This window comes from Archangium minus (genome assembly GCF_044360475.1).
Lineage (GTDB): Bacteria > Myxococcota > Myxococcia > Myxococcales > Myxococcaceae > Archangium > Archangium minus.
In genome coordinates, this window is sequence record NZ_CP043494.1 from 10,023,950 (window position 1) to 10,042,694 (window position 18,745).

Genomic DNA, 18,745 nt, shown 5'->3' on the forward strand with positions numbered 1-18,745 from the left:
TAGGGGTCTGAAAATCCTCCCTCAACCATGCCGCCATCCGTCTGTCAGCGCCTCGTCTTACTGCTCGCCATTGCGGCGCTGATGGCCGCCTGCCGGCAGCCCACCGACAAGCTCTTCGACTTCTCCTCCAATGCCCCCTCCCGGGCGGGGTTGGTGGCCCTGGAGGATGGGGTCCTGGTGGGCAACGAGGCCGGCCGGCTCCTGCGGTTGGACTCCCAAGGAGAGCCGGTCTGGCAGGTGGAGCTCGGCCGCGAGGTCGCCGCGCGCCCCACGGTGTCCGGAGACACCCTCATCGTGGGAACGGTTGGAGGGACTCTCGTCAGCCTCGCGCTCGCCGATGGCTCGGAGCGCTGGCGCCTTACCGGGCAACCGGCCGTCCTGACTCCGATCGTTTCGGACGCGAGCTCCGCCTATGCCGTGGCCCCGGACGGCTCCGTACGCGCACTGGCAGTGGAATCGGGCGAGGTGCGCTGGCGGTGGCCCCTTCCCCCCAAAGAGCCCCGCCCCGATGCCACCCGGCCCCTGCCCGCCCCCGTCCTGGGCGGAGGCGTCTTGGTGGTGGTGCTGGGCGACGCGGGGCTGTTCGCGCTGTCGCCCCAGGATGGCACCGTGCGCTGGCGCCATCCGTTGACACAGGTGCTGGGCCTGGAGGCCCAGGGGGAGGAGCTGTACGTCTCCACCCGGAAGGGCGAGGTGCTCGCGCTCGGGCTCGCTGACGGTCAGGTGCGCTGGCGGCAGACGCCCTCCCCTGCCCTCACGAGCCCACCGAGCTTCGCCCAGGGCCATGTCTGGGTGGGCACGGAGGAGCCCCTACTCCTCGCGCTGTCGCCCCAGGATGGACGGGAGCTCTTCCGCCTGGGCCTGCCCGCGCCCCTGGTGACGCAGGTGGCGGAGTTCCGCGAGTGGTTGTTGGTGCCCACCCGAAGCAGCCAGGGGTGGTTGCTCGGGCTCAAGCCCCGGGAGGGCCCTCCCGTCTTCTCGCTGCGGCTGGATACGCCGCTCCTGACCCGGCCCGTGGTGCTGGGGGATCAGCTCTTCGTCCAGGGACAGGACGGCCGGGTGCTCTCGTGGCGGTTGCGGCCACCGAAGCATTGAGCGGACACCCAGGTCCAACCTCGCTGGAGACTGGAGCTCACGGCTTGTGGGTGGCCCGATACTCCTCGATCCTCTTTCGCCGGGCATCCTTGTAAATCTGAGGCATGTGCTTATCAGGGAGCTCGGAGTCAGGCTCGATCACCTCCGACCAGTGTCCGATCCGGAAGAGCTCTTCCACCACCTGTTGGTAGTCGGAGATGGCCTTTTGTTCCGCCTCGGAGCCCTCCTGGCTGCCTCGATACCGGGAAGCAATGCTTGCCAATTCATCCTGGAGCTCATCGAGCACCTGCTCCCTCCTACGAAGATAGCGAGCCGGGAGATTCTCATCAGGCAGTTCGTTCTCGCAGCCCAAAACATAGTCCCAACCACTCTGATGGAGCTGCTCCAGCAACTCATTGAACCGCCGGATCTGCTCCTGGCCGGGCTTTCCCTGGGGGTTCGTGCGCTTCCAGGCCTCGACAATGGCCCGAGCGGATTCCAGCAACCTATCTATCTCAGTCATGGCTCTTCTTCTACTCAGGCATCAGGCCGAGGTACTTGCGCTTGGGTGCATCCTGCATGGCTTTCATATACATCCGCATGTTTCCGTCCGCCGATGGAATAGGCACTCCAATATTCGCGGGCCATGTGGCGCAATTACAGTCGCCATTTCCATTGGGGAAGCTGTAACGCAGCTCTGTATTGCTCTTCTCCTTGTCGAACGCAGCCTTGATCTTGTTATAGGCATCTTCGGAACAGACATATTCAATCCGGATGGTCTCCAATCCATGCGAGCTTCCAAGCTCGAACGCAGGCGTGTCATCCGTAACCTTCCCCGGGTAGGCCTTTCTCGCCTTGAGATTTTCCATGACAACATGTACCGGGTCATCACCAGTGCTCGGGTTGAAGCCATAGATGGGCTTGAGCGCCTCGAACGAGACACCGACGTGGCCGGTATACACCAGGCATTCCCACTCGGTCGGGCCCGGGCCCTCGTTATTTCGACTCTGCTCCAACTTCGAATCGAACATCGCCATGTACACCTTGTCCCGGTTACCTCGGAACGCTTGGAGGTAGATGCGCTTGGGGTTGGCGGGCTCCTCCTTGAGCTCGATAATATCCCCGGGTTGGGCGGCGTTGATATCTTCCTTGAACTCCGTCATGCATTCCTCCGGAGACCAGCAGATGCAGTGGAACTCCCGCGCTCCGGAGCCTGTTGCACCAGCGCGGCGGCCCGCTCTTCTTTGTCCGAGGAGCACCACACGAGACACGGAGAGGACCGGTAGCCGCGCTGCACTCCTATCGCCGCGAGTCCCAGCATGAGCGGACCCTGCGCAGCCCCTGCGTCCCCGATGCAATCAACGGGATGCTCCAGATCGAGCTGCTCCTCGAAGCGGGCCCGGTTACGCAGGTAGGCGACCCCCCACTCCTTGGCCCAGAACCGCTCCCCGTTCAGCCCCGCATACACACTGCGCACTCTGGGCGCATCCGGCGGCAGCGAGTTGAAGACCTCCCGGAAAGCATCCGCCAATCCATCACCCAGATATGGCTGCTCGCTGTAGAGATGTCCGGGCTCCACACCGAGTCCCAGCGAGGAGATCCGCGCGATGGGTGCGATGGGGCTCACCCGGCCCTGGCTCGCGAGCCGCAGCAGAAGGAACGCCGCCGCCTCTCCCGGAATGAAACCATCGGAGACGCCACGCTCGGCCAACCGCTCTTCCTTGTCGAGCGCCTTCAGCAGCGAACGATCCATGTACGTGTCGACCCCCCCGACAAGAACGTAGGGCTCACGCTGTATCGTGAGCAGGTCCAGGGCCCGCCTCAATGCCACCAAACCACCGGCGCGGCCCTGCTGGACGGTGCGACTGCGGCGGAGGTCCAGTTGCAGTCCGCTCTGGGCCGCCAGTTGTCCCAGCAGAGCGGGACCAACGCTCTGTGCGCCAGCCGGCCAGGACTCGGGCAAGGCGAGTAGGAGCGGCGGTATCTGCCGAAGTTCCAGTCCGCGGCAGACCTCCAGGAGGGCTGGGGCCGCCAGCCGCAACAGACGCCCCTGCCTGCTAAGAAAGCCCACCTGGTTGCGGATGGAGCCAGTCAGGGGCGGGAGGTAATCGTCGCGCACGAGCCCCATCACGAGCGGCTCGCCTTTCTTGCCATACATCTGGGACTCGCCCAGGCGAGCGATTCCCGCGCGGATGGCGGCGGCTGAGGCGGGCGCGGTCAGTCCTACGGGCGTCACCATGCCAATGGCGGCGATATCCAGCGGTGTGAAGACGCTCATTGATCCTTTGGAAGGAATATCCCAGGAGTAACAGACACCCGGATGACAGGTGCTTCCTGGCGGACATAATATCAACCGCTAGCGCGAGGACGACGCCTCACTCAGCCATCGCCGTCTACGGGCGGAACAGCAAGGAATGGATCTTGGCATCAGTGATGATGGACGTCTACGAGGAGCACCTTGACGAGGCGGCCTTCTTGTGGGCGCGGTGGGAGCACGCTCTGGTGGCGCCGGAGTACAACATCGAGGAGACGGCCGAGTTGGAAAAACGGCTGTTGGCACATCTAGACGGGTTGGTGCTCGGGGGCGAGCCCGTGGCCAAGGCGCTCTTGAAGCCGGCGTTGGAATCAGGGGAAGCACCGCGCCACTCCGCCGCTCTCTGGTCCCTTCTGGCCGAGCCGGGGCTACTGGAGCCCACCGAGGTAACGGAGTTGCTGCAGGCCGCCCCCGAAGACTCGCTCGCTGCCTTGGGACGAGCGCTAGAACTGAACGAACGTGAGGAGGTTGGCACGGCACTACGTCCGCTGTTGAAGAACGGAAGTGCCCCCCTTCAGGCGCTGACGCTCGAGGTGCTCACCTTCCGGGGGGAACTGACACCGGATATGAGCATGGAGCTGCTCAACCACTCCGACGAACAGGTGGTGGCGGCGGCACTCCGGGGTCTGCGGCCCCTACCCCGGGAGATGATCTCCCGAGAGTTGCCCCGACTGCTGGCGGATGGACGGACCAGGGTCCAGGAGGCGGCCATCGAGACCGGGCTGGTCTCCGGCTCAAGAGCGGCTTGGGAGGCGTGCCGCAAGCGAGTGGAAGGACGCGGAGAGGTGGGGTTGGGAACGCTGCTGCTGTTGGCGCTCGGAGGTGAGGAGCGGGACATCGAGCGGCTCGTGGCGCGTGCCACGTCGACGGGGGCGGACGGCGGTGCGCTCTTCGCACTGGGGTTCAGCGGCCAGGTGCTGGCCATGGAGACGTGCCTGGAACTGATGGGACAGCAGTCCCTGGCGGCCCTGGCTGGTGAGGCTTTCAGTGCCATGACCGGACTGGACCTGACGGCGTCCTACGTGGTGCAGCAGCAGGAAGAGGAGTCATTACCGCCATTGGAAGAAGACCTGGCGCGCGACCTCGGGCCCAAGCCGGAGAACGCCCTGCCAATACCAGACCGCGAGGCGGTAACCGACTGGTGGTCGCAGGCCCGGAAGAGCTTCAACCGGGGGGGACGCTACCTGCGCGGCGCGGCGTTCAGCATCGATGGCTTGTTGGGAGAACTCGAACGAGGACCCATGCGGCGCCGGCACGCGCACGCCCTGGAACTGGCCGTCCGAAGTCGAGGCACCTGCATCCTCCCGACACGCGCCTTCACGGAGCAGCAGTACGCGGGATTGGCAAGAGCCCGGGCAACCCAGACACAGTTGAAGGCATCCTTGTTCTCGCGGACGCTCGGTGGCTGAAGGAACAGGAGATTCCAGGTGCTTCAGGTCAAGAACCAGACCCCCTTCGACACCCACCTCTTCCTCTTCCCCGACGAGCAGGGCGTGGACACGGCATACGTGGTGGTGAAGGCCACGTTTGAACTGCGAGCCGGTTCACTTGCCATCGCACCGGAGCAGCGCCCCGTGGTGATGGCGGACGAGTACTGGGGGGAGCCCGGGCAGTCGAGTGTGAAGTACGCGAGCGAAGCCCATCTGATGAAGCCCGGAACGGACGTGGTGCTGGTGGGCGAGGCCCACTCGCCGCGCCCGGTCGACTCCTGCTTCGTGGCCTTGCAGGTGGGCGCCCTGCGCAAGGGCATCCAGGTCTTCGGAGACCGGACCTGGCAGGGCGGAGTGCTCTCGCCACGAATGTCCTCGCCCATCCCCTTCCAGACCATGCCTCTCGTCTATGAGCGGGCCTTCGGCGGCAAGCATGAGGTTGATTCAAAGCAGGACAAGGTCCTCTTCGACTCCCGCAACCCCGTGGGCACGGGCTTCCGAGGGAAACGGAGCGCCTCCGACATGGAAGGCGTACGCCTTCCCAACCTGGAGGACCCCCAACACCTGATTGGCAGCATTTCGGACGCGCCAGCCCCCACCGGATTCGGCTGCATCGCCCCGGGGTGGGAGCCACGCCGCCCCCTGGCAGGCACCTACGACCACACCTGGGAGACCCGACGGGCCCCCTACCTTCCTCTCGACTTCAAGCCGGAGTTCTTTCAGGTCGCATCCCCAGGGCTGCACAGCCACAAGGCCCTGGTGGGCGGCGAATCAGTGAAGCTCATCAACCTCGCACCGGTGAGCGTGATCCAGTTCCAGTTGCCCGTGTGCTCCTTCCACGTCCGCGTCCTGCTGGACCGCGCCGAGGAAAAACCCACCCTACGACTGGAAACATTACTGCTCGAGCCGTCAGAATCCCGGGTGTGCATGACGTGGCGTGGAGCCGTACGCTGTGACAAGCGCGTCCTGAAGGTTCGTGAAGTCCACATCCAACTCGAGAAGCTCAAGGGAGTCTGAACATGGGAACGAAGACGTACGCCAACGGACGGGGAATCGCTCACGGTGGGAGCGGGGGCATGAGCATTGTTCTGCCGGATGTCTGCAAGACGCCCTCTCCCGGAGGACCAGTCCCCATTCCCTACCCCAACACTGCGAAGTCCTCCGACACGTCGAAGGGGCCGAAGACGGTCACCATCAACGGCGAGATGCCCGCGGTGAAGGGCGCTCAGTACCAGACGTCCGTTGGCGACGAGGCGGGCACGGCCGGCGGTGGAGTGATGAGCAGTTCCACCAAGGGGCCTGCGGAGTTCATGATGTATTCCTTCGATGTGAAGTTCGAAGGCAAGAATGTGTGCCGACTGGGAGATCCGCTCTTCCACAACAAGAAGAACACGATGGGCTAGCAGGCGCTTCAACCGAGGAGCGAACTCGCGGCCCGTATACCCTCACCCCGACCCTCTCCCAGAGGGAGAGGGAGGAGGCGGCGTTTAGCCCGGCATCAGGAAGCGGGCGATGACTCGCTTGAGGCCCACTCCCCCTCCGAACTCCACCGTCACCTTCGCGTTCGGACCGTTTCCGTCCGCCGAGACGATGCGCCCCATCCCGAACTGCTCGTGGCGCACCCGCATCCCCCTCACGTCCCCTCCCACTCCGTCCATGTCCGACGTTTGGGAGTAGGAGCGGTCCACTCGCGGCCCGTCGTCCTCGTCCGCCCAGTTGCGCTTGCGCGCCACCATCGGCGCGGACTTCGGCACCGGCGTCTCCAGTTCCTGCTCCGCGAAGCCGAACAGCGACTGCGGCACCTCTCTCAGGAAGCGCGAGGGCGGGTTGTAGCGCAGCTCGCCGAACAGCGACCGGCACTGCGCCAGGCTCACGAACAGCCGCTTGCGCGCTCGCGTGAAGCCCACGTAGCAGAGCCGCCTCTCCTCGGCCATCTCCTCCCCGTCCGGGTCCTCCGACGCCAGCGCTCGCGAGTGCGGGAACACCCCGTCCTCCATCCCCGTGATGAACACCGCGTCGAACTCGAGCCCCTTCGCCGCGTGCAGCGTCATCAGCGCCACCCGCCCCTCGCCCACCTCCGCGTCCGCCTCGCCCACCAGGCTGATCTGCTCCAGGAACGCGTTGAGCGGCGGCACGTCCGCCGTCAGCGGCGAGTCGTCCAGGCTCTCCTCCTCCGGTGGCCGCTCGGGCACCTCCTCCTCTCCCTCCTCATCCCCCAACGAGGCCGCCGCCACCGCCGCCGCCGCTCGGTTCAGGTCGAACTCCTGCGCCGCGCCCAGGAACTCGCGCAGGTTCTCCGCTCGCGACAGCGACTCGTCACTGCCCTCCGTCACCAGCGACTCCACCAGGTGCGACTCCTTCAGCATCTGGTCCACCGCGCTCGCCGCGTCCTTCGACTCCTGTGCGAAGGCGTGCAGCGAGGACACCACCGCGTGGAACCCCGTGAGCCGGCGCACCGCCGCCGTGTTCAGGCCCGGAATCCGCTCGGGCGCCGCCGTGGCCTCGTACAGGCTCACCCCGGCCTGTTGGGCCCAATCCACCAGCCGCTCCACCGTGGTGTCGCCGATGCCTCGCGCCGGCGTGTTGATGATGCGCAAGAGGTCCGCGTCCGAGCGCGGGTTCACCATCAGCCGCAGGTAGGCCGCCGCATCCCGCACCTCGGCCCGGTCGTAGAAGCTGCGCCCGCTCACCAGCGTGTACGGCACCCGCGCCAGTCGCAGCGCCTCTTCCAGCACGCGGCTCTGCGCGTTGGTCCGGTAGAAGACCGCCATCCCCGAGTACTTGATGAAGCCCTCGCGCTGCAGCTCGTGGATGCGGCGCGCCACGTCCTGAGCCTCGGCGCGCTCGTCCCGGTTCATCAACAGCTGGAGGTGCTCGCCCTTGGGCCGATCACTCCACAGCTTCTTGGGCATGCGCCGCGTGTTGCGCGCGATGACCGCGTGCGCCGCGTCCAGGATGGTCTGGTCCGAGCGGTAGTTCTGCTCCAGCTTCACCACCCGGGCGCCCACGTACTCCTCTGGGAAGCCGAGGATGTTGTCCACGCTCGCCCCGCGCCAGCGGTAGATGGACTGGTCGTCATCGCCCACCACCACCAGGTTGGGCCTCCGCTCCGGCGGGGCCAGCAGGCGCAGCAGCTCGTACTGCACCGGGTTGGTGTCCTGGAACTCGTCCACCAGGATGTGCTGGAAGCGCCGCCGGTACTGCTCCAGCACGTCCGAGCGCTTGCGGAAGAGCGCCACCAGCAGCAGCAGCAGGTCCCCGAAGTCCACCGCGTTCGCCGCACGCAGCAGCCGCTGGTAGGCCCGGTAGGTCTTCTGCACCACCATCCCGCGCAGGTCCTCCGAGTCCACCACCATGTCGTCCGGCAGGCGGGCCGCGTTCTTCTCCTGATCAATCCGGTGGAGGATTTCCCGCGGCTGCATGATCGGGTCCACCCGCACCTCGCGCATGGCGCGCTTGACGAGCTGGAGCTGGTCCCCGTCGTCGTAGATGACGAACGAGGGGGTAAGCCCTCCCGTCACCGCCTCCAGCGACTTGTCCGCGCCCACCGTCGGGTCCCGCAGGACGCGGCGGAGGATCATCGACGACGAGGAGTGGAAGGTGCTCACCACCAGCTCGTGCGCCTGGGGGCCGAGCAGCTGGACGAGCCGCTCTCTCATCTCTCGCGCGGCCTTGTTGGTGAAGGTCACCGCGAGGATGCGCCAGGGGTAGACGCCGCGCACCTGGACCAGGTGGGCCACCCGGCGGGTGATGACACGGGTCTTGCCGCTGCCCGCGCCCGACAGCACGAGGAGCGGACCATCCCCGTGAAGGACGGCTTCCTTCTGGGGCTCGTTCAGGTCTTTGAGGAGTTCGTTTTCGGCGTTCAAGGCAGGCGCCATTTTTAGAGGCAAACCCTGCTTCTAACGAGTTTCCGCCCGTCTGGAAGGACGTTCCACGCAGGGGCACGCCCGCCTGCCCTGTTGGGGAGCCTCAGCACCCGCAGTCGCAGTTCTCCACCGAGGCCCCCGCCACCTCGGTACCGTCCTCGCGCACCAGGCGCACCGTCTGGGAGGGCCAGGACTCGTGCAGCAGCAGCTCCAGCTGTCCATCCCCCTCCAGGTCCAAGACGCCCACCACCTCGTCGCCGACCAGCTCCTTCATGGGCAGCAGCCGCTCTCCGGCTCCTGGCTCCAGCACCACTGCCCGGGAGACCTGCTGGTTGTAGTCGGTGCCGCACGTCGAGTTGCCCTCGCCCGTACGGAAGCGCGCCACCGTGAAGACGGCGTGCCGCTCGCCCGAGGCATAGCTGAACGCCCTCACCTCTTCGCTCAACGCCTCCTCCACCTGCTCCGCCAGGATGGAGCCCTCGGAGCGCAGCGCGGCGAAGCGCGGGAGCCGCCGGAGCTCGTTCTCCTGGGAGGCCCGAATCTCATCCGGAGGTCCCTCCTCGGGTGCGAAGAACACCGGCGCCTTCGTGCCCGCGGGCAGGGCAAACACCTGCGCCTCCGGTGCCACCGCACAGTCCAGCTCGGCGAAGGCCCACGCCCGGCCACAGCCCGGCGCCTCCGGGGGCGGCTCCTGCAGGAAGTAGCCGAAGTGGGGCATGCCGCGGTTGATCCACGCGAACCCCGTCACCGCGCAGCCCGCCTTCAGAGGCCCCTCCGCACCGTAGAGGTCCACCGTATCCCCCTTGGTGAAGAGGCCGGTGGGGTCCTGCTCCACCGCGGCCATCCACAGGCTCCGGCGCGCGTCCACGGGCTCCAGCGTGACGCTCTCGCTCGCCTCGCCCAACAGCATGAAGGTGCGCCCCACATGCGACTCCACGAAGCGCGGCACCGCCTGCTGCTTCAAGCTCTCCGCACGCGCGGCATGGGCCTCGGCTCCGGAACGGCACGTGGCCTCCTTGCCCTCTCGGTCCGGGTCCAACGGCCCCGCGTTCTTCACGTAGGCCTCCACGCCCGCCTGGGCCAGCTGCGCCTGGAAGGCGTTCGCCTCCGCCCTGCCCGCGAAGGCCTTCGCCACCACCACCTCCAAGCACGGACGCAGATCCCTGAAGGCGTTGGTGGACAGCCGGAGCGGCTCCGCGGCCAACCCCGTCTTCTTCAGCGCCTCCAGCGCCCCACTGCCCTCCCCCGGGGTCGCCGAGGAGTGGATGATGACCAGCCACAGCTTCGCGTAGCGTGCCTCTGGCGGCGGCGGAACCACACTGGGAGTGGAGGCATCCGGTGCTTCGGCGGCCGGAGCCTGGGGAGTCGGGGGCTGGACCGGTTCGGAGGCCCCACAACCCCGGAGCTCCGTGCATCCCGACAGGGCTAGCAGCACGATGACCAGGACACGCGACAAGCGAGGCATGGACGACGTTCTACCAGTAGAGTCGCGCCCATGTCCGACGCCGACCCCCGACCGACCCAGGAACAGCTCGACCGCTACGCTGAACAGTTCAACCAGAGTCAGACGCTGAGACTCTTCGGTGCGCGAGTGAGCTTTCCTCATGGCGAGAAGGTGGTCGTCACCCTCCCCGAGGTCCGTCCCGAGCACCGGGGCGGCCTGGGCACCGCCGCCGTCAATGGGGGCATCATCTCCGCCCTCTTCGACTACGCCATCGGCTGCACGCCCGCCCTGCTGGATCCCACCCGCCGCGCCGCCACCATGCAGCTCTCCACGAGCTTCGAGCGCCCCCTCCGCGGCGACACCGTGCGCGCCGAAGCCACCATCGACAGCGTCGGCACCTCGACCCTCTTCGCCTCCGCCCGGATGTACGACGCACAGGGGCAGGTGTGTGCCCGCTGTCAGGGCGTGGTCAAGCTCTCCAGGATGAAGTGGGCCTCGGGAGAGAGCCCGGCCGTCAACTGACGCCCTCCACCCCCCATCGATATGTCCACCGACACCGGACGTTTCCTGGACACCGGGGAGCAGCGAGACACCGGCGAGCCGGCGGAAGCTCGGGAAGAGACGATGGGTGTGGCCTTGGTGCAGCCAATTCAGAGCGCGGTGCGACAGCGAGAGGGGGGCGCACGACCGGGGGGTGGTGCGCTGGAGGAGGATGCTGAGCTCGCACGGCGCGCCCTGAATGGGGAGCGCACCGCCTGGAACGCACTCATCTCCCGCTACCAGCACCGCGTCGTGGTCTCGCTGCTCGCCCGGGGGGTCCGGGCGGATAGAGCCCATGAGCTCGCCCAGGAGACCTGGGCCCGGCTCATCCAGCAGCAACAGAAGGGGCTGCTCACCGAGCTGCGCCTGCCCAACCTCGCCCTCACCCAGGCGGCGTTCCTCGCCGCTGACGAGGCACGCCGGGCCCGCCGTGAGTCCCTCGCGGGTCCGGTGGAGGAGCTGCCCGAGTCCCACCACCCGGTGGATCCCTCGGCCTCCGCCGAGCGACGACTGCTCTCCGAGGAGCAGCTCGCCCGAGCCCAGGCGGCGCTCCGGGAATGCCCGGCGAGCGCCCAACGTGTCTTTCAACTGGCGTGTGACGGCCAAGAGCTGCCGCACGCCGAGGTGGCCGCGCGCGTCGGCCTGTCCGTGCAGCGCGTCCGACAAATCCTGTGCGAGGTCCGCAAGAAGCTGCGGAGCGCCCTCGAGGAGGAAGCACCATGAACCAGCCGCACATCCGCCCAGCCGACGCTGAGCAGTACGTCCTGGGTGCGTTGGAACCGGAGGCCGCGGCGGCCCTCGAGGCCCACACAGTCGAATGCCCGCATTGTGCCCTCCTCCTCCAGCAGGAGGCGATGCTGGAGGAGCAGCTGCGCGAGGTGGGTCAGGTCATCGCCACGCAGGCCAAGGTGATCCGCCCCGCTCGCTGGAACCGGGCTCGTTCGTCCGCCGCCGCGGGGGTGATGATGGCGGCCGCGGCGGCGGTGACGCTGCTCGTCCTCCGCCCCGAGCGGGCTGTCCAGCCGCGGACCCAGGACGACGACTTCCCCGTCATGGCGCTGCCAGTGGACTTACCAGAGACGCCGCAGCGGCTGGTCGCCTGCCCGGATCTGGACAGCCAGGAGGAGTGCGCTTCGGAAGCCTTGGCGCGCGGGCTGCTGGTGCAGTACCCCCAGGGCGTGGGCGAGGTGCCGCGCTATGAAGGCTACGCCGGAATCCCAGCGGGCGCGCTGAACGCCGCAGGGCCCCACTCGCTGTGAAAGGCACCGCCATGATCGATCGGATGAAGCAAATCCTGACGCTCCTGTGGATGGCGGCGCTCGCCATGGGAGGCACCGCCTGGGCCGCGGACGACAAGAAGGGCCTGCCCGAGGGGTGGTTCGTCACCGAGAGCGCCCCGAAGCTCTACGAGGCCGGCCTGGACACCCAGAGTCCGTGCGAGGGCAACCGCAGCGCGTATCTGCGCTCGCTCCAGGCCAACCCCACGAGCTACGGCACCTTCATGCAGGCCTTCGGTGCGCAGAGCTTCCGCGGCAAGCGGCTGCGCTTCTCCGCGGTGATGCGCACCGAAGACGTACAGGGCTGGGCTGGCCTGTGGATGCGAGTGGAGGGAGAGGATCCCAAGGAGCCGCTCGCCTTCGACAACATGCAGTCGCGCGCGGTGGTGGGCACCACGCAGTGCAAGCGCTACGAGGTGGTGCTGGACGTGCCCCAGGAGTCCAAGGCCATCATGGCCGGGCTGATGCTCAGCGGCACGGGCAAGGCGTGGATCGGCGCTGTGCGCTTCGAAATGGTGGACGCCTCGGTCCCGGTCACCAACCTCATCGCGGAGAGGCCAAAGCCCCACCCGGCCGCCGGCCGAGTGGGAGAGGTCTGGTTCAGCCGGGAGATGGTGGACTATGGCTTGTACCGGTCCGTGGCGCAGCCGGACGGCTCCTGGAAGGACAATTTCTCCGATGTCGCCTCCCTGGTGAACGGCAACAAGGTGCAGGGCACCTTGAGGCAGCAGCCGCTGAACGTCACCATCAAGGCGGGAGGCCCCACCACCCTCATCCAGGGCGAGTGGGGAGTCGATAAGGTGTCCATCGAGCTGGGCGCGGAGAAGCTCGTCATGAAGAAGGGCGTCTTCAAGCGGGAGCTGGTGCGCGACGACGTTCGCCCCGAGAACGGGCGCTGCATCCGCTACCGGGACGCCGGAGGACTCTTCGCGGGTGACGCCCTCGACGTCTGCGGCCTGGCACTCAGCAAGAGTCCACCGCTGGTGCCCCTGACGGTCTCCTTCCTCCTCACAGGCTTCCAATCGGTCTCGGCTCGAATGGGACCTGTCTCGCCACCCCGGGCGCCCAAGGATCCACTGTCGCCCAACCAGCCCCGCTAGCCACACGCTCCTGGCGCCAGCTCGCCGGATGTGCTGAGCATCCGCCGCATGGACACGCAAACGCGCACCGCGGTCGTCACAGGCGCGAGCGGGCTCGTCGGAGGCTTCCTGCTCGGCGCGCTGCTCGAGGATGAACGGTACCGGGAAGTGCACTCCCTGGGCCGCCGCCCATTGCCCAAGCAGCACCCGAAGCTTGTCCAGCACACCGTGGACTTCGCCCGGCTCGCGGACGAGGCCCTCCCCGCTACTCAGGATGCCTTCTGCTGCCTGGGCACCACCATCAAGAAGGCCGGCAGCCAGGAGGCCTTCCGCGCCGTGGACCATGACGCCGTGCTCGCCTTCGCGAAGGCGGCAAAAAGGGCGGGCGCCCAGCGCTTCCTGGTGGTGACGGCGCTCGGCTCCAACCCGCGCTCGCGCGTCTTCTACAACCGAGTGAAGGGCGAGGTGGAGGAGGCGCTGAAGACCGTGGGCTTCGAGTCGCTCGTCATCCTCCAGCCGTCACTGTTGCTCGGAGAGCGCGCGGAGCGCCGCCCGGGCGAGCACGCGGCCATCATCGCCTCGCGAGTGCTCGCACCGCTGCTGCGTCCGCTGGCCAGCCGCCCCATCGAGGCCCGCACCGTCGCACGGGCCATGCGAGCCCTCGCGCACAGCGCACCCGCGGGTGTGCGGGTGGTGCCCTCCGGAGAGCTGCAGGAGCTCGGCCGGTAGCACCAAAACGCACGTTCCTAGAAGGAGAAGTCGCGCTCGAAGATTTCGTTGTTGCCCACCCGCACCATCAGGTGGGCGGAGCGACCGCCGCCCGTGCCGAGGTCGAACTGGAGACCTTCCGGGCCTTGTTGGGGTTTGAGGGAGGGCTTGCCGGGAGCCAGGAAGACGGCCGCCGTCACGACACGCCCGGAGAGGGGTTGAACCAGGAGCCGGGCCCGCTGACGCTCTCTCACGAGCACCACTCGGAACTCCCGCCGCTCCTCCAGCACTTCACGCTGCTCGGGATGGCGCGCGGCACCTGGCCGTCGCGCGGGGTTCTCCATCGCCCGTGAGCTCCGGGCCGCGGGGGCGGGCTGCTCGTCCTGCGCCTGCTCGATGGCCTCGTCGCCCTCCTCCAACGCCCAGATGGCCTGCGCGCAATCCAGACATTTCTCCGTGTGGCCATCCACCCACTTCAGCTCCACGGCCGACATCAAGCCCATGTCGAAGCGCCACAGGTCATCCGCGCTCAGGTGCCGCTTGGGAGGAGCTTCGACGGGCTCTGTACTCGACAGGTCGGCACGGCACTCCGGGCAACTCTGCAGGTGGGAGCTCGGTCGCGCTGGGCGCTGGCTGAGTGCGGCGATGAAGTCGTCACAATCGGCGCGCGCTGTAAACCACCAGGCCCGGGCGCGCTCGGCGGCATCGAGGAGATCTCGCTCGGCCCTGCGCTGCGGATTGAGCGGGATGAACCAGCGGGCCTTCGAGCGGAGCGCCTCATCCAGACGTCCCAGGCCCTCGCGAAACGCGCGCAGCGTCCGTGCCGTCTCGCCGTCCAGCGCTCCATGAAGTAATTCCCACTCGCTGATGGCGCGGGCGGCGGACTCGGCCCTGTCTCGTGCGGTGAGACCTTCCAAGGAGGAGGCGCGCCAGACTTCGGCCTCTTCTCCCTCTTCCCCGAGGGCAACCTCGGCAGCTTCCTCCGCGGCCCGCAGGAGCGCGGGCTGCAAGGACTCCGGCTTCTGCGCCCGGAGCCAGGTGTCGATGTCTCCGCGGGACATGCCCCGAAGGGCCCGCTCGACTCCCTCCCTGCCCAACCGCTCGCCACGCCGGAGAATGTCTCCAATCAGCTCGAGCGAACCACCGTTGGGAGAACCACCCTGCGCAAGCTGCTCACGCCGAGCCTGATAACGAGAGAGTGCATCGACGACCATGTGAGTACCCTCCTTCGGGTACGGGGGGGCGGCTCACTCGTGCCCAACCTCCTGCTGGAGGTCGAGCAGATAGAGCCGCAGGTAGGCCTGTGCGCGGCTGACGCGCTTGTACGAATTGACCACGCTGATGTTCAGGCGCCGGGCGCATTCCTCGTGGTCCTCTACGTCCTGGTGGTGGTACAGCTCCCACGCACCTGCTTCCTTGGGATGTTCCTGCTGCAGACGCTCAAAGGCGCGCCAGTACAACTCCTGGGCCTCGGAGCGTTCCTCGCGCCGCCGTGAAGACTCCACTGCGCGAGCCACCTCGGAAGGCGGCTCCTCCATGGCGTCATCCGAGTCCGCCGACGCGGGGGCGAGGTCCTCGCGCTGCCGCCGGTAGAAGTCGATGGCCACGTGCTTGACGATGCGCAGGAAGAACGTCTTGGGAGACGCGCTGCGCCCGGGCATCTGCTCGGAGACACCGCGGAATTGATCCAACCCCCGGTCGAGGAACTTGCCGACCGCGTCCTGATAGAGCTCGTCCGCGTCCGCCGGAGAGCCACGGCCATAGCTGGCCTGAATCTTGGAGATGACGTAGCGGGCCGGACGGGCCCAGCGCTCACACAGCGCGCCAAGCGGGGCCCCGACGGCCTCGCCCGCGGCGCGGCGCTGGAGCACCTCTGCGAACAGTTCGTCATCCGTGAGATCGTCAAACACCGGAAGGTCCTCGGAGCGCCGCCAGGAAGTACGAGCCCCTCGCCTGGGCAGGGTGGGGTGGGGTGAAACGGCGGGGCAAGGTAGCACGTCGGCATCCGAAGGCAGTCTCCCGATGACACGACCCTCGTGTGTCCGACAGAGGGCACACGAGGGGTATTGGAGAAGAGCGACGGAACCCCCCCTGGATTCCTGACGGCGGGGATTTTCCAGCCGATTTTCGGCCTTTTTTCCGCTCCTAGCCGAGCGGGCATCCTTCGCCCCGAGCAACAGGCGGCCAGGACGACTTGGGAAGGGCGAGGGGTTGGCGAAATGTCACCCCCCGGAAATCCTGGAGGGGGAAGGAGGAGGACAAGGGGATGTGGGGAACCCAACCGGACGTCAGCCCCCCTCCCGCTCCAGGGCAGCACCGAGACTCCAGGCCCCCACCCGGGGGCGAAGGAGTCCAGCCGGAGGACACGGCGGCCGCACCCCTCCTGGTCGTGGGAGCAGTTGATTCTGAGGTGGAGGGGCTGAAGGCCATGCTGGCGCCCCTTGAACAGCCTGTGCACACGGTCAGCCCCTGGAGCGAGGCGTTTGCACCCCTGCTCGAGGAAGAGCCCGCCTGTATCCTGGTGGACGCACGCCGAGACGGGCTCGGAGGCCTTCAGACGGCCCACCACCTGCGCGACCACGAGCGAGCCCGGCACATCCCCCTGCTCGTCCTTGTAGGCAGCACCCTCGCGGGGGCGGACCTGCTGCGCGACAAGGGGCTGGGGACGGTGGACTGCCTGCTGGAGCCCCTCCACGAGGAGCTGCTCCGCGCCAAGGTGGGGATGTTCATCGAGCTCCACCGGAGAGAGCGGGCGATGCGGGCGGCGCTCGCACGGGCCGAGCTGGCCGAGGCGGCCGCGCATGAGAGCGAGCGCGTCCTGAGCACGCTGCTGGGGAACCTACCCGGCATGGCCTACCGGTGCCACAACGCGCCGGGCTTCCCGCTGTCCTACGCCAGCCCGAAAGCCCTGGAGCTCACCGGCTACAGCGCCGAGGACTTCACCTCGCACCGCGTGCACTGGGTGGACCTGCTCCACCCCGATGACGTCCAGGAGGTCTGGGCCCACATCCAGGCGGCGCTCCACTCCCGGGAGCCCTTCACGCTCACCTACCGGATCCGAACGCGAAGCGGGGAGGAGCGCTGGGTCTGGGAGCGCGGGGTGGCCATCTACGGGCCCGAAGGCGAGTTCCTGATGTTGGAGGGCTTCGTCACCGACATCACCGTGCACCACCAGGCCGAGCAGGAGCGGGAGCGACTGCTGACCCAGACACGGCTGGAGCACAGCCGGCTGGAGGCCATCCTCCAACAGCTCCCGTGCGCGGTCCACATCGTCGAGGCGCACTCGGGGAAAACCGTGGCCGTCAATGCCCGGACCGAGCAGCTCCTCGGACATCCCATGATCGAGGTGCGCAGCATCAAGGACTTCGTCCGCTACCGAGCCATCCACCCGGATGGACGCCGCTACGCGGCGGAGGAGTATCCCCTCACGAAGGTGCTGCTCACCGGAAAAGCGCAGCCCGAGGAGGAGCTCCTCTATGAACGGCCTGACGGCTCCGTACGGCTCTTCCTCATCAGCGCTGGACCCATCTGGAACGGCCAGGGGAAACTGCAGGCGGCGGTGGCGAGCTGCATCGACATCACCGAGCTCAAGCGCACCGAGCGGCACCAGGCCTTCCTCGCCTCGGTCAGCGAAACCCTGGCCAGCTCGCTGAACTACGAGGACACACTCGCCCACGTGGTGCAGCGGGCTGTACCCACGCTCGGAGACGGCTGCTCGTTGGACATCCTCGAACCAGATGGCACGCTCCGCCGGCTCGCGGTGTCCCACGTGGATCCGGCCCGGGCGGAGCTCGCCTGGGAGGTAGCGCGGCGCTACCTCAAGGGGCTCAACGCCCCCTGTGGGCCCGGGGCCGTCATCCGTACCGGGCAGCCTGAGCTGATAACGGACTTCTCCGAGAAGCTGCGCACCGGGCATGCGATCGACGCGGAGCAACTGAAGCTGGTGCGAAACCTCGGGGTCACGTCCACGCTGACGGTTCCCCTGCGCGCCCGCGGCCGCACCCTTGGCGCGCTCACCTTCTACTACTGCCGCAACTCTGCCCACTACAGCCAGGAGGACCAGGTGCTGGCCAAGGACCTGGCGCACCGGGCCGCGCTCGCGGTGGACAACGCGCGCCTGTACCGAGAGGCCCAGCTCGCAGTGCAGCTGCGCGACGAGTTCCTGTCCGTGGCCTCACACGAGCTGAAGACGCCCCTCACGCCCCTGCACCTCAAGCTCACCGCCCTCATGCGCGAGCTGCCCCGGTGCTGTGAGGGGGATACCCGCTCTCAGGGGCTCCAGCGCCACGTGGAGGTGGCCAAGCGTCAGGTGAAGAAGATGTCCATGCTCATCAACGCGCTGCTCGACGTCAGCCGACTCTCTCAGGGGAAGCTGAAGCTGGAGCTGGAGGACACGGACCTGGGCGAGATGCTGGACGAGGTCGCCGCCTGGTTCGCGCCCGAGGCGGTCCGAGTGGGCTCGGTGCTTCAGGTGGAGACACTAACCCGGGTGACTGGCAAGTGGGACAGGCTGCGGCTGGAGCAGGTCGTCACCAACCTCATCTCCAACGCCATCCGCTATGGCGCCGGCCGCCCCATCCACGCCCGGGTCACAGTGGAGGGAGACGTCGCTCGGCTGGTGGTGCGCGACCAGGGCATCGGCATCCCACCGGAAGCCCAGGAGCGCATCTTCCAGAAGTTCGAGCGGGCCGTCTCCGAACGCCACTCCGGAGGGCTGGGGCTGGGGCTCTACATCACCCGCGGCATCGTGGAAGCCATGAGCGGGAGCATCCGGGTGGAGAGCCGCGTGGGAGAAGGCTCCACCTTCACGGTGGACCTGCCCCTCTCCTCACCTCCCCCCGATGCGCGGCGGTGAAGCTCCATGTCAGGAGCGGTTTCGTCTCCGCGTCACTGGGAGGCGAAAGCGCCTTTCGGGCACCCGGCCGGAGAGGCCACACAAGCTTCGGTGGTTAGACTCCACCTTACTCCCTCAATAGGGGGTAACGCCGGCGGACGGCACTGAATCAGGGA

17 protein-coding genes are annotated in these 18,745 nt (G+C 67.5%); 10 read left to right on the plus strand and 7 right to left on the minus strand.

The features are described 5' to 3' along the window. Positions 1 to 27: 27 nt before the first annotated feature. Complete coding sequence (locus F0U60_RS40920; RefSeq protein WP_395808071.1) at positions 28 to 1,095, plus strand: PQQ-binding-like beta-propeller repeat protein; 1,068 nt, start codon at positions 28 to 30, stop codon at positions 1,093 to 1,095. 37 nt (positions 1,096 to 1,132) lie between these two features. On the opposite strand, the gene F0U60_RS40925 is transcribed toward F0U60_RS40920, so the two are convergent. Genes F0U60_RS40925 through F0U60_RS40935 form a run of 3 tightly spaced genes read right to left on the minus strand, consistent with a single transcriptional unit; the run spans position 1,133 to position 3,352 of the window. Further along, positions 1,133 to 1,597 carry a hypothetical protein gene (locus F0U60_RS40925; protein ID WP_395808073.1) on the minus strand — a complete coding sequence of 155 codons (465 nt, stop codon included), beginning with the start codon at positions 1,595 to 1,597 and terminating at the stop codon, positions 1,133 to 1,135. Positions 1,598 to 1,607: 10 nt separating this feature from the next. Further along, positions 1,608 to 2,237: a hypothetical protein gene (locus F0U60_RS40930; protein WP_395808075.1), complete on the minus strand. Its 630-nt coding sequence runs from the start codon at positions 2,235 to 2,237 to the stop codon at positions 1,608 to 1,610. Next, complete coding sequence (locus F0U60_RS40935; RefSeq protein ID WP_395808077.1) at positions 2,234 to 3,352, minus strand: hypothetical protein; 1,119 nt, start codon at positions 3,350 to 3,352, stop codon at positions 2,234 to 2,236. The genes F0U60_RS40930 and F0U60_RS40935 overlap by 4 nt, the downstream gene beginning before the upstream one ends. A 152-nt stretch (positions 3,353 to 3,504) precedes the next feature. On the opposite strand from F0U60_RS40935, the gene F0U60_RS40940 reads away from it, so the two are divergent. Genes F0U60_RS40940 through F0U60_RS40950 form a run of 3 tightly spaced genes read left to right on the plus strand, consistent with a single transcriptional unit; the run spans position 3,505 to position 6,221 of the window. Then, on the plus strand, positions 3,505 to 4,797 hold the full coding sequence (locus F0U60_RS40940) for a TIGR02270 family protein (protein WP_395825671.1): 1,293 nt from the start codon (positions 3,505 to 3,507) through the stop codon (positions 4,795 to 4,797). Between the two features lie 18 nt (positions 4,798 to 4,815). Continuing rightward, positions 4,816 to 5,835 (plus strand): DUF2169 domain-containing protein, encoded by a 1,020-nt coding sequence (locus F0U60_RS40945; protein WP_395808079.1) that lies wholly within the window; start codon positions 4,816 to 4,818, stop codon positions 5,833 to 5,835. A 59-nt stretch (positions 5,836 to 5,894) separates the two neighbouring features. After that, positions 5,895 to 6,221: a DUF4150 domain-containing protein gene (locus tag F0U60_RS40950; protein WP_376759972.1), complete on the plus strand. Its 327-nt coding sequence runs from the start codon at positions 5,895 to 5,897 to the stop codon at positions 6,219 to 6,221. A gap of 84 nt (positions 6,222 to 6,305) precedes the next feature. Here the strand turns inward: F0U60_RS40950 and F0U60_RS40955 are convergent, their stop codons facing one another. Then, complete coding sequence (locus F0U60_RS40955; RefSeq protein WP_395808081.1) at positions 6,306 to 8,699, minus strand: ATP-dependent helicase; 2,394 nt, start codon at positions 8,697 to 8,699, stop codon at positions 6,306 to 6,308. A gap of 91 nt (positions 8,700 to 8,790) precedes the next feature. Continuing rightward, entirely contained in the window at positions 8,791 to 10,152 is a 1,362-nt protein-coding gene (locus F0U60_RS40960) for a hypothetical protein (RefSeq protein WP_395808084.1), read from the minus strand. Positions 10,153 to 10,182: 30 nt separating this feature from the next. On the opposite strand from F0U60_RS40960, the gene F0U60_RS40965 reads away from it, so the two are divergent. From F0U60_RS40965 to F0U60_RS40985, 5 genes are read left to right on the plus strand one after another with little or no spacing between them, the layout of a single operon-like run. Further along, complete coding sequence (locus F0U60_RS40965; RefSeq protein WP_395808086.1) at positions 10,183 to 10,653, plus strand: PaaI family thioesterase; 471 nt, start codon at positions 10,183 to 10,185, stop codon at positions 10,651 to 10,653. Between the two features lie 21 nt (positions 10,654 to 10,674). Beyond that, on the plus strand, positions 10,675 to 11,394 hold the full coding sequence (locus F0U60_RS40970; RefSeq protein ID WP_395808088.1) for an RNA polymerase sigma factor: 720 nt from the start codon (positions 10,675 to 10,677) through the stop codon (positions 11,392 to 11,394). Continuing rightward, positions 11,391 to 11,930 (plus strand): hypothetical protein, encoded by a 540-nt coding sequence (locus F0U60_RS40975; RefSeq protein ID WP_395808090.1) that lies wholly within the window; start codon positions 11,391 to 11,393, stop codon positions 11,928 to 11,930. The genes F0U60_RS40970 and F0U60_RS40975 overlap by 4 nt, the downstream gene beginning before the upstream one ends. Positions 11,931 to 11,953: 23 nt before the next feature. Beyond that, positions 11,954 to 13,048 carry an AraC family transcriptional regulator gene (locus F0U60_RS40980; protein ID WP_395808092.1) on the plus strand — a complete coding sequence of 365 codons (1,095 nt, stop codon included), beginning with the start codon at positions 11,954 to 11,956 and terminating at the stop codon, positions 13,046 to 13,048. 48 nt (positions 13,049 to 13,096) lie between these two features. Continuing rightward, positions 13,097 to 13,756, plus strand: coding sequence for an oxidoreductase (locus tag F0U60_RS40985; protein WP_395808094.1), 660 nt, complete (start codon positions 13,097 to 13,099; stop codon positions 13,754 to 13,756). 17 nt (positions 13,757 to 13,773) lie between these two features. On the opposite strand, the gene F0U60_RS40990 is transcribed toward F0U60_RS40985, so the two are convergent. Both F0U60_RS40990 and F0U60_RS40995 read right to left on the minus strand, forming a co-directional pair. Next, complete coding sequence (locus F0U60_RS40990; RefSeq protein WP_395808096.1) at positions 13,774 to 14,949, minus strand: hypothetical protein; 1,176 nt, start codon at positions 14,947 to 14,949, stop codon at positions 13,774 to 13,776. 33 nt (positions 14,950 to 14,982) lie between these two features. Continuing rightward, entirely contained in the window at positions 14,983 to 15,645 is a 663-nt protein-coding gene (locus F0U60_RS40995) for an RNA polymerase sigma factor (RefSeq protein WP_395808098.1), read from the minus strand. A 518-nt stretch (positions 15,646 to 16,163) separates the two neighbouring features. Here F0U60_RS40995 and F0U60_RS41000 point away from each other — a divergent pair. Next, the gene (locus tag F0U60_RS41000) at positions 16,164 to 18,590 is read left to right on the plus strand and encodes an ATP-binding protein (protein WP_395808100.1); all 2,427 of its coding nucleotides are present in this window, start codon (positions 16,164 to 16,166) and stop codon (positions 18,588 to 18,590) included. The last annotated feature ends 155 nt before the right edge of the window (positions 18,591 to 18,745 follow it).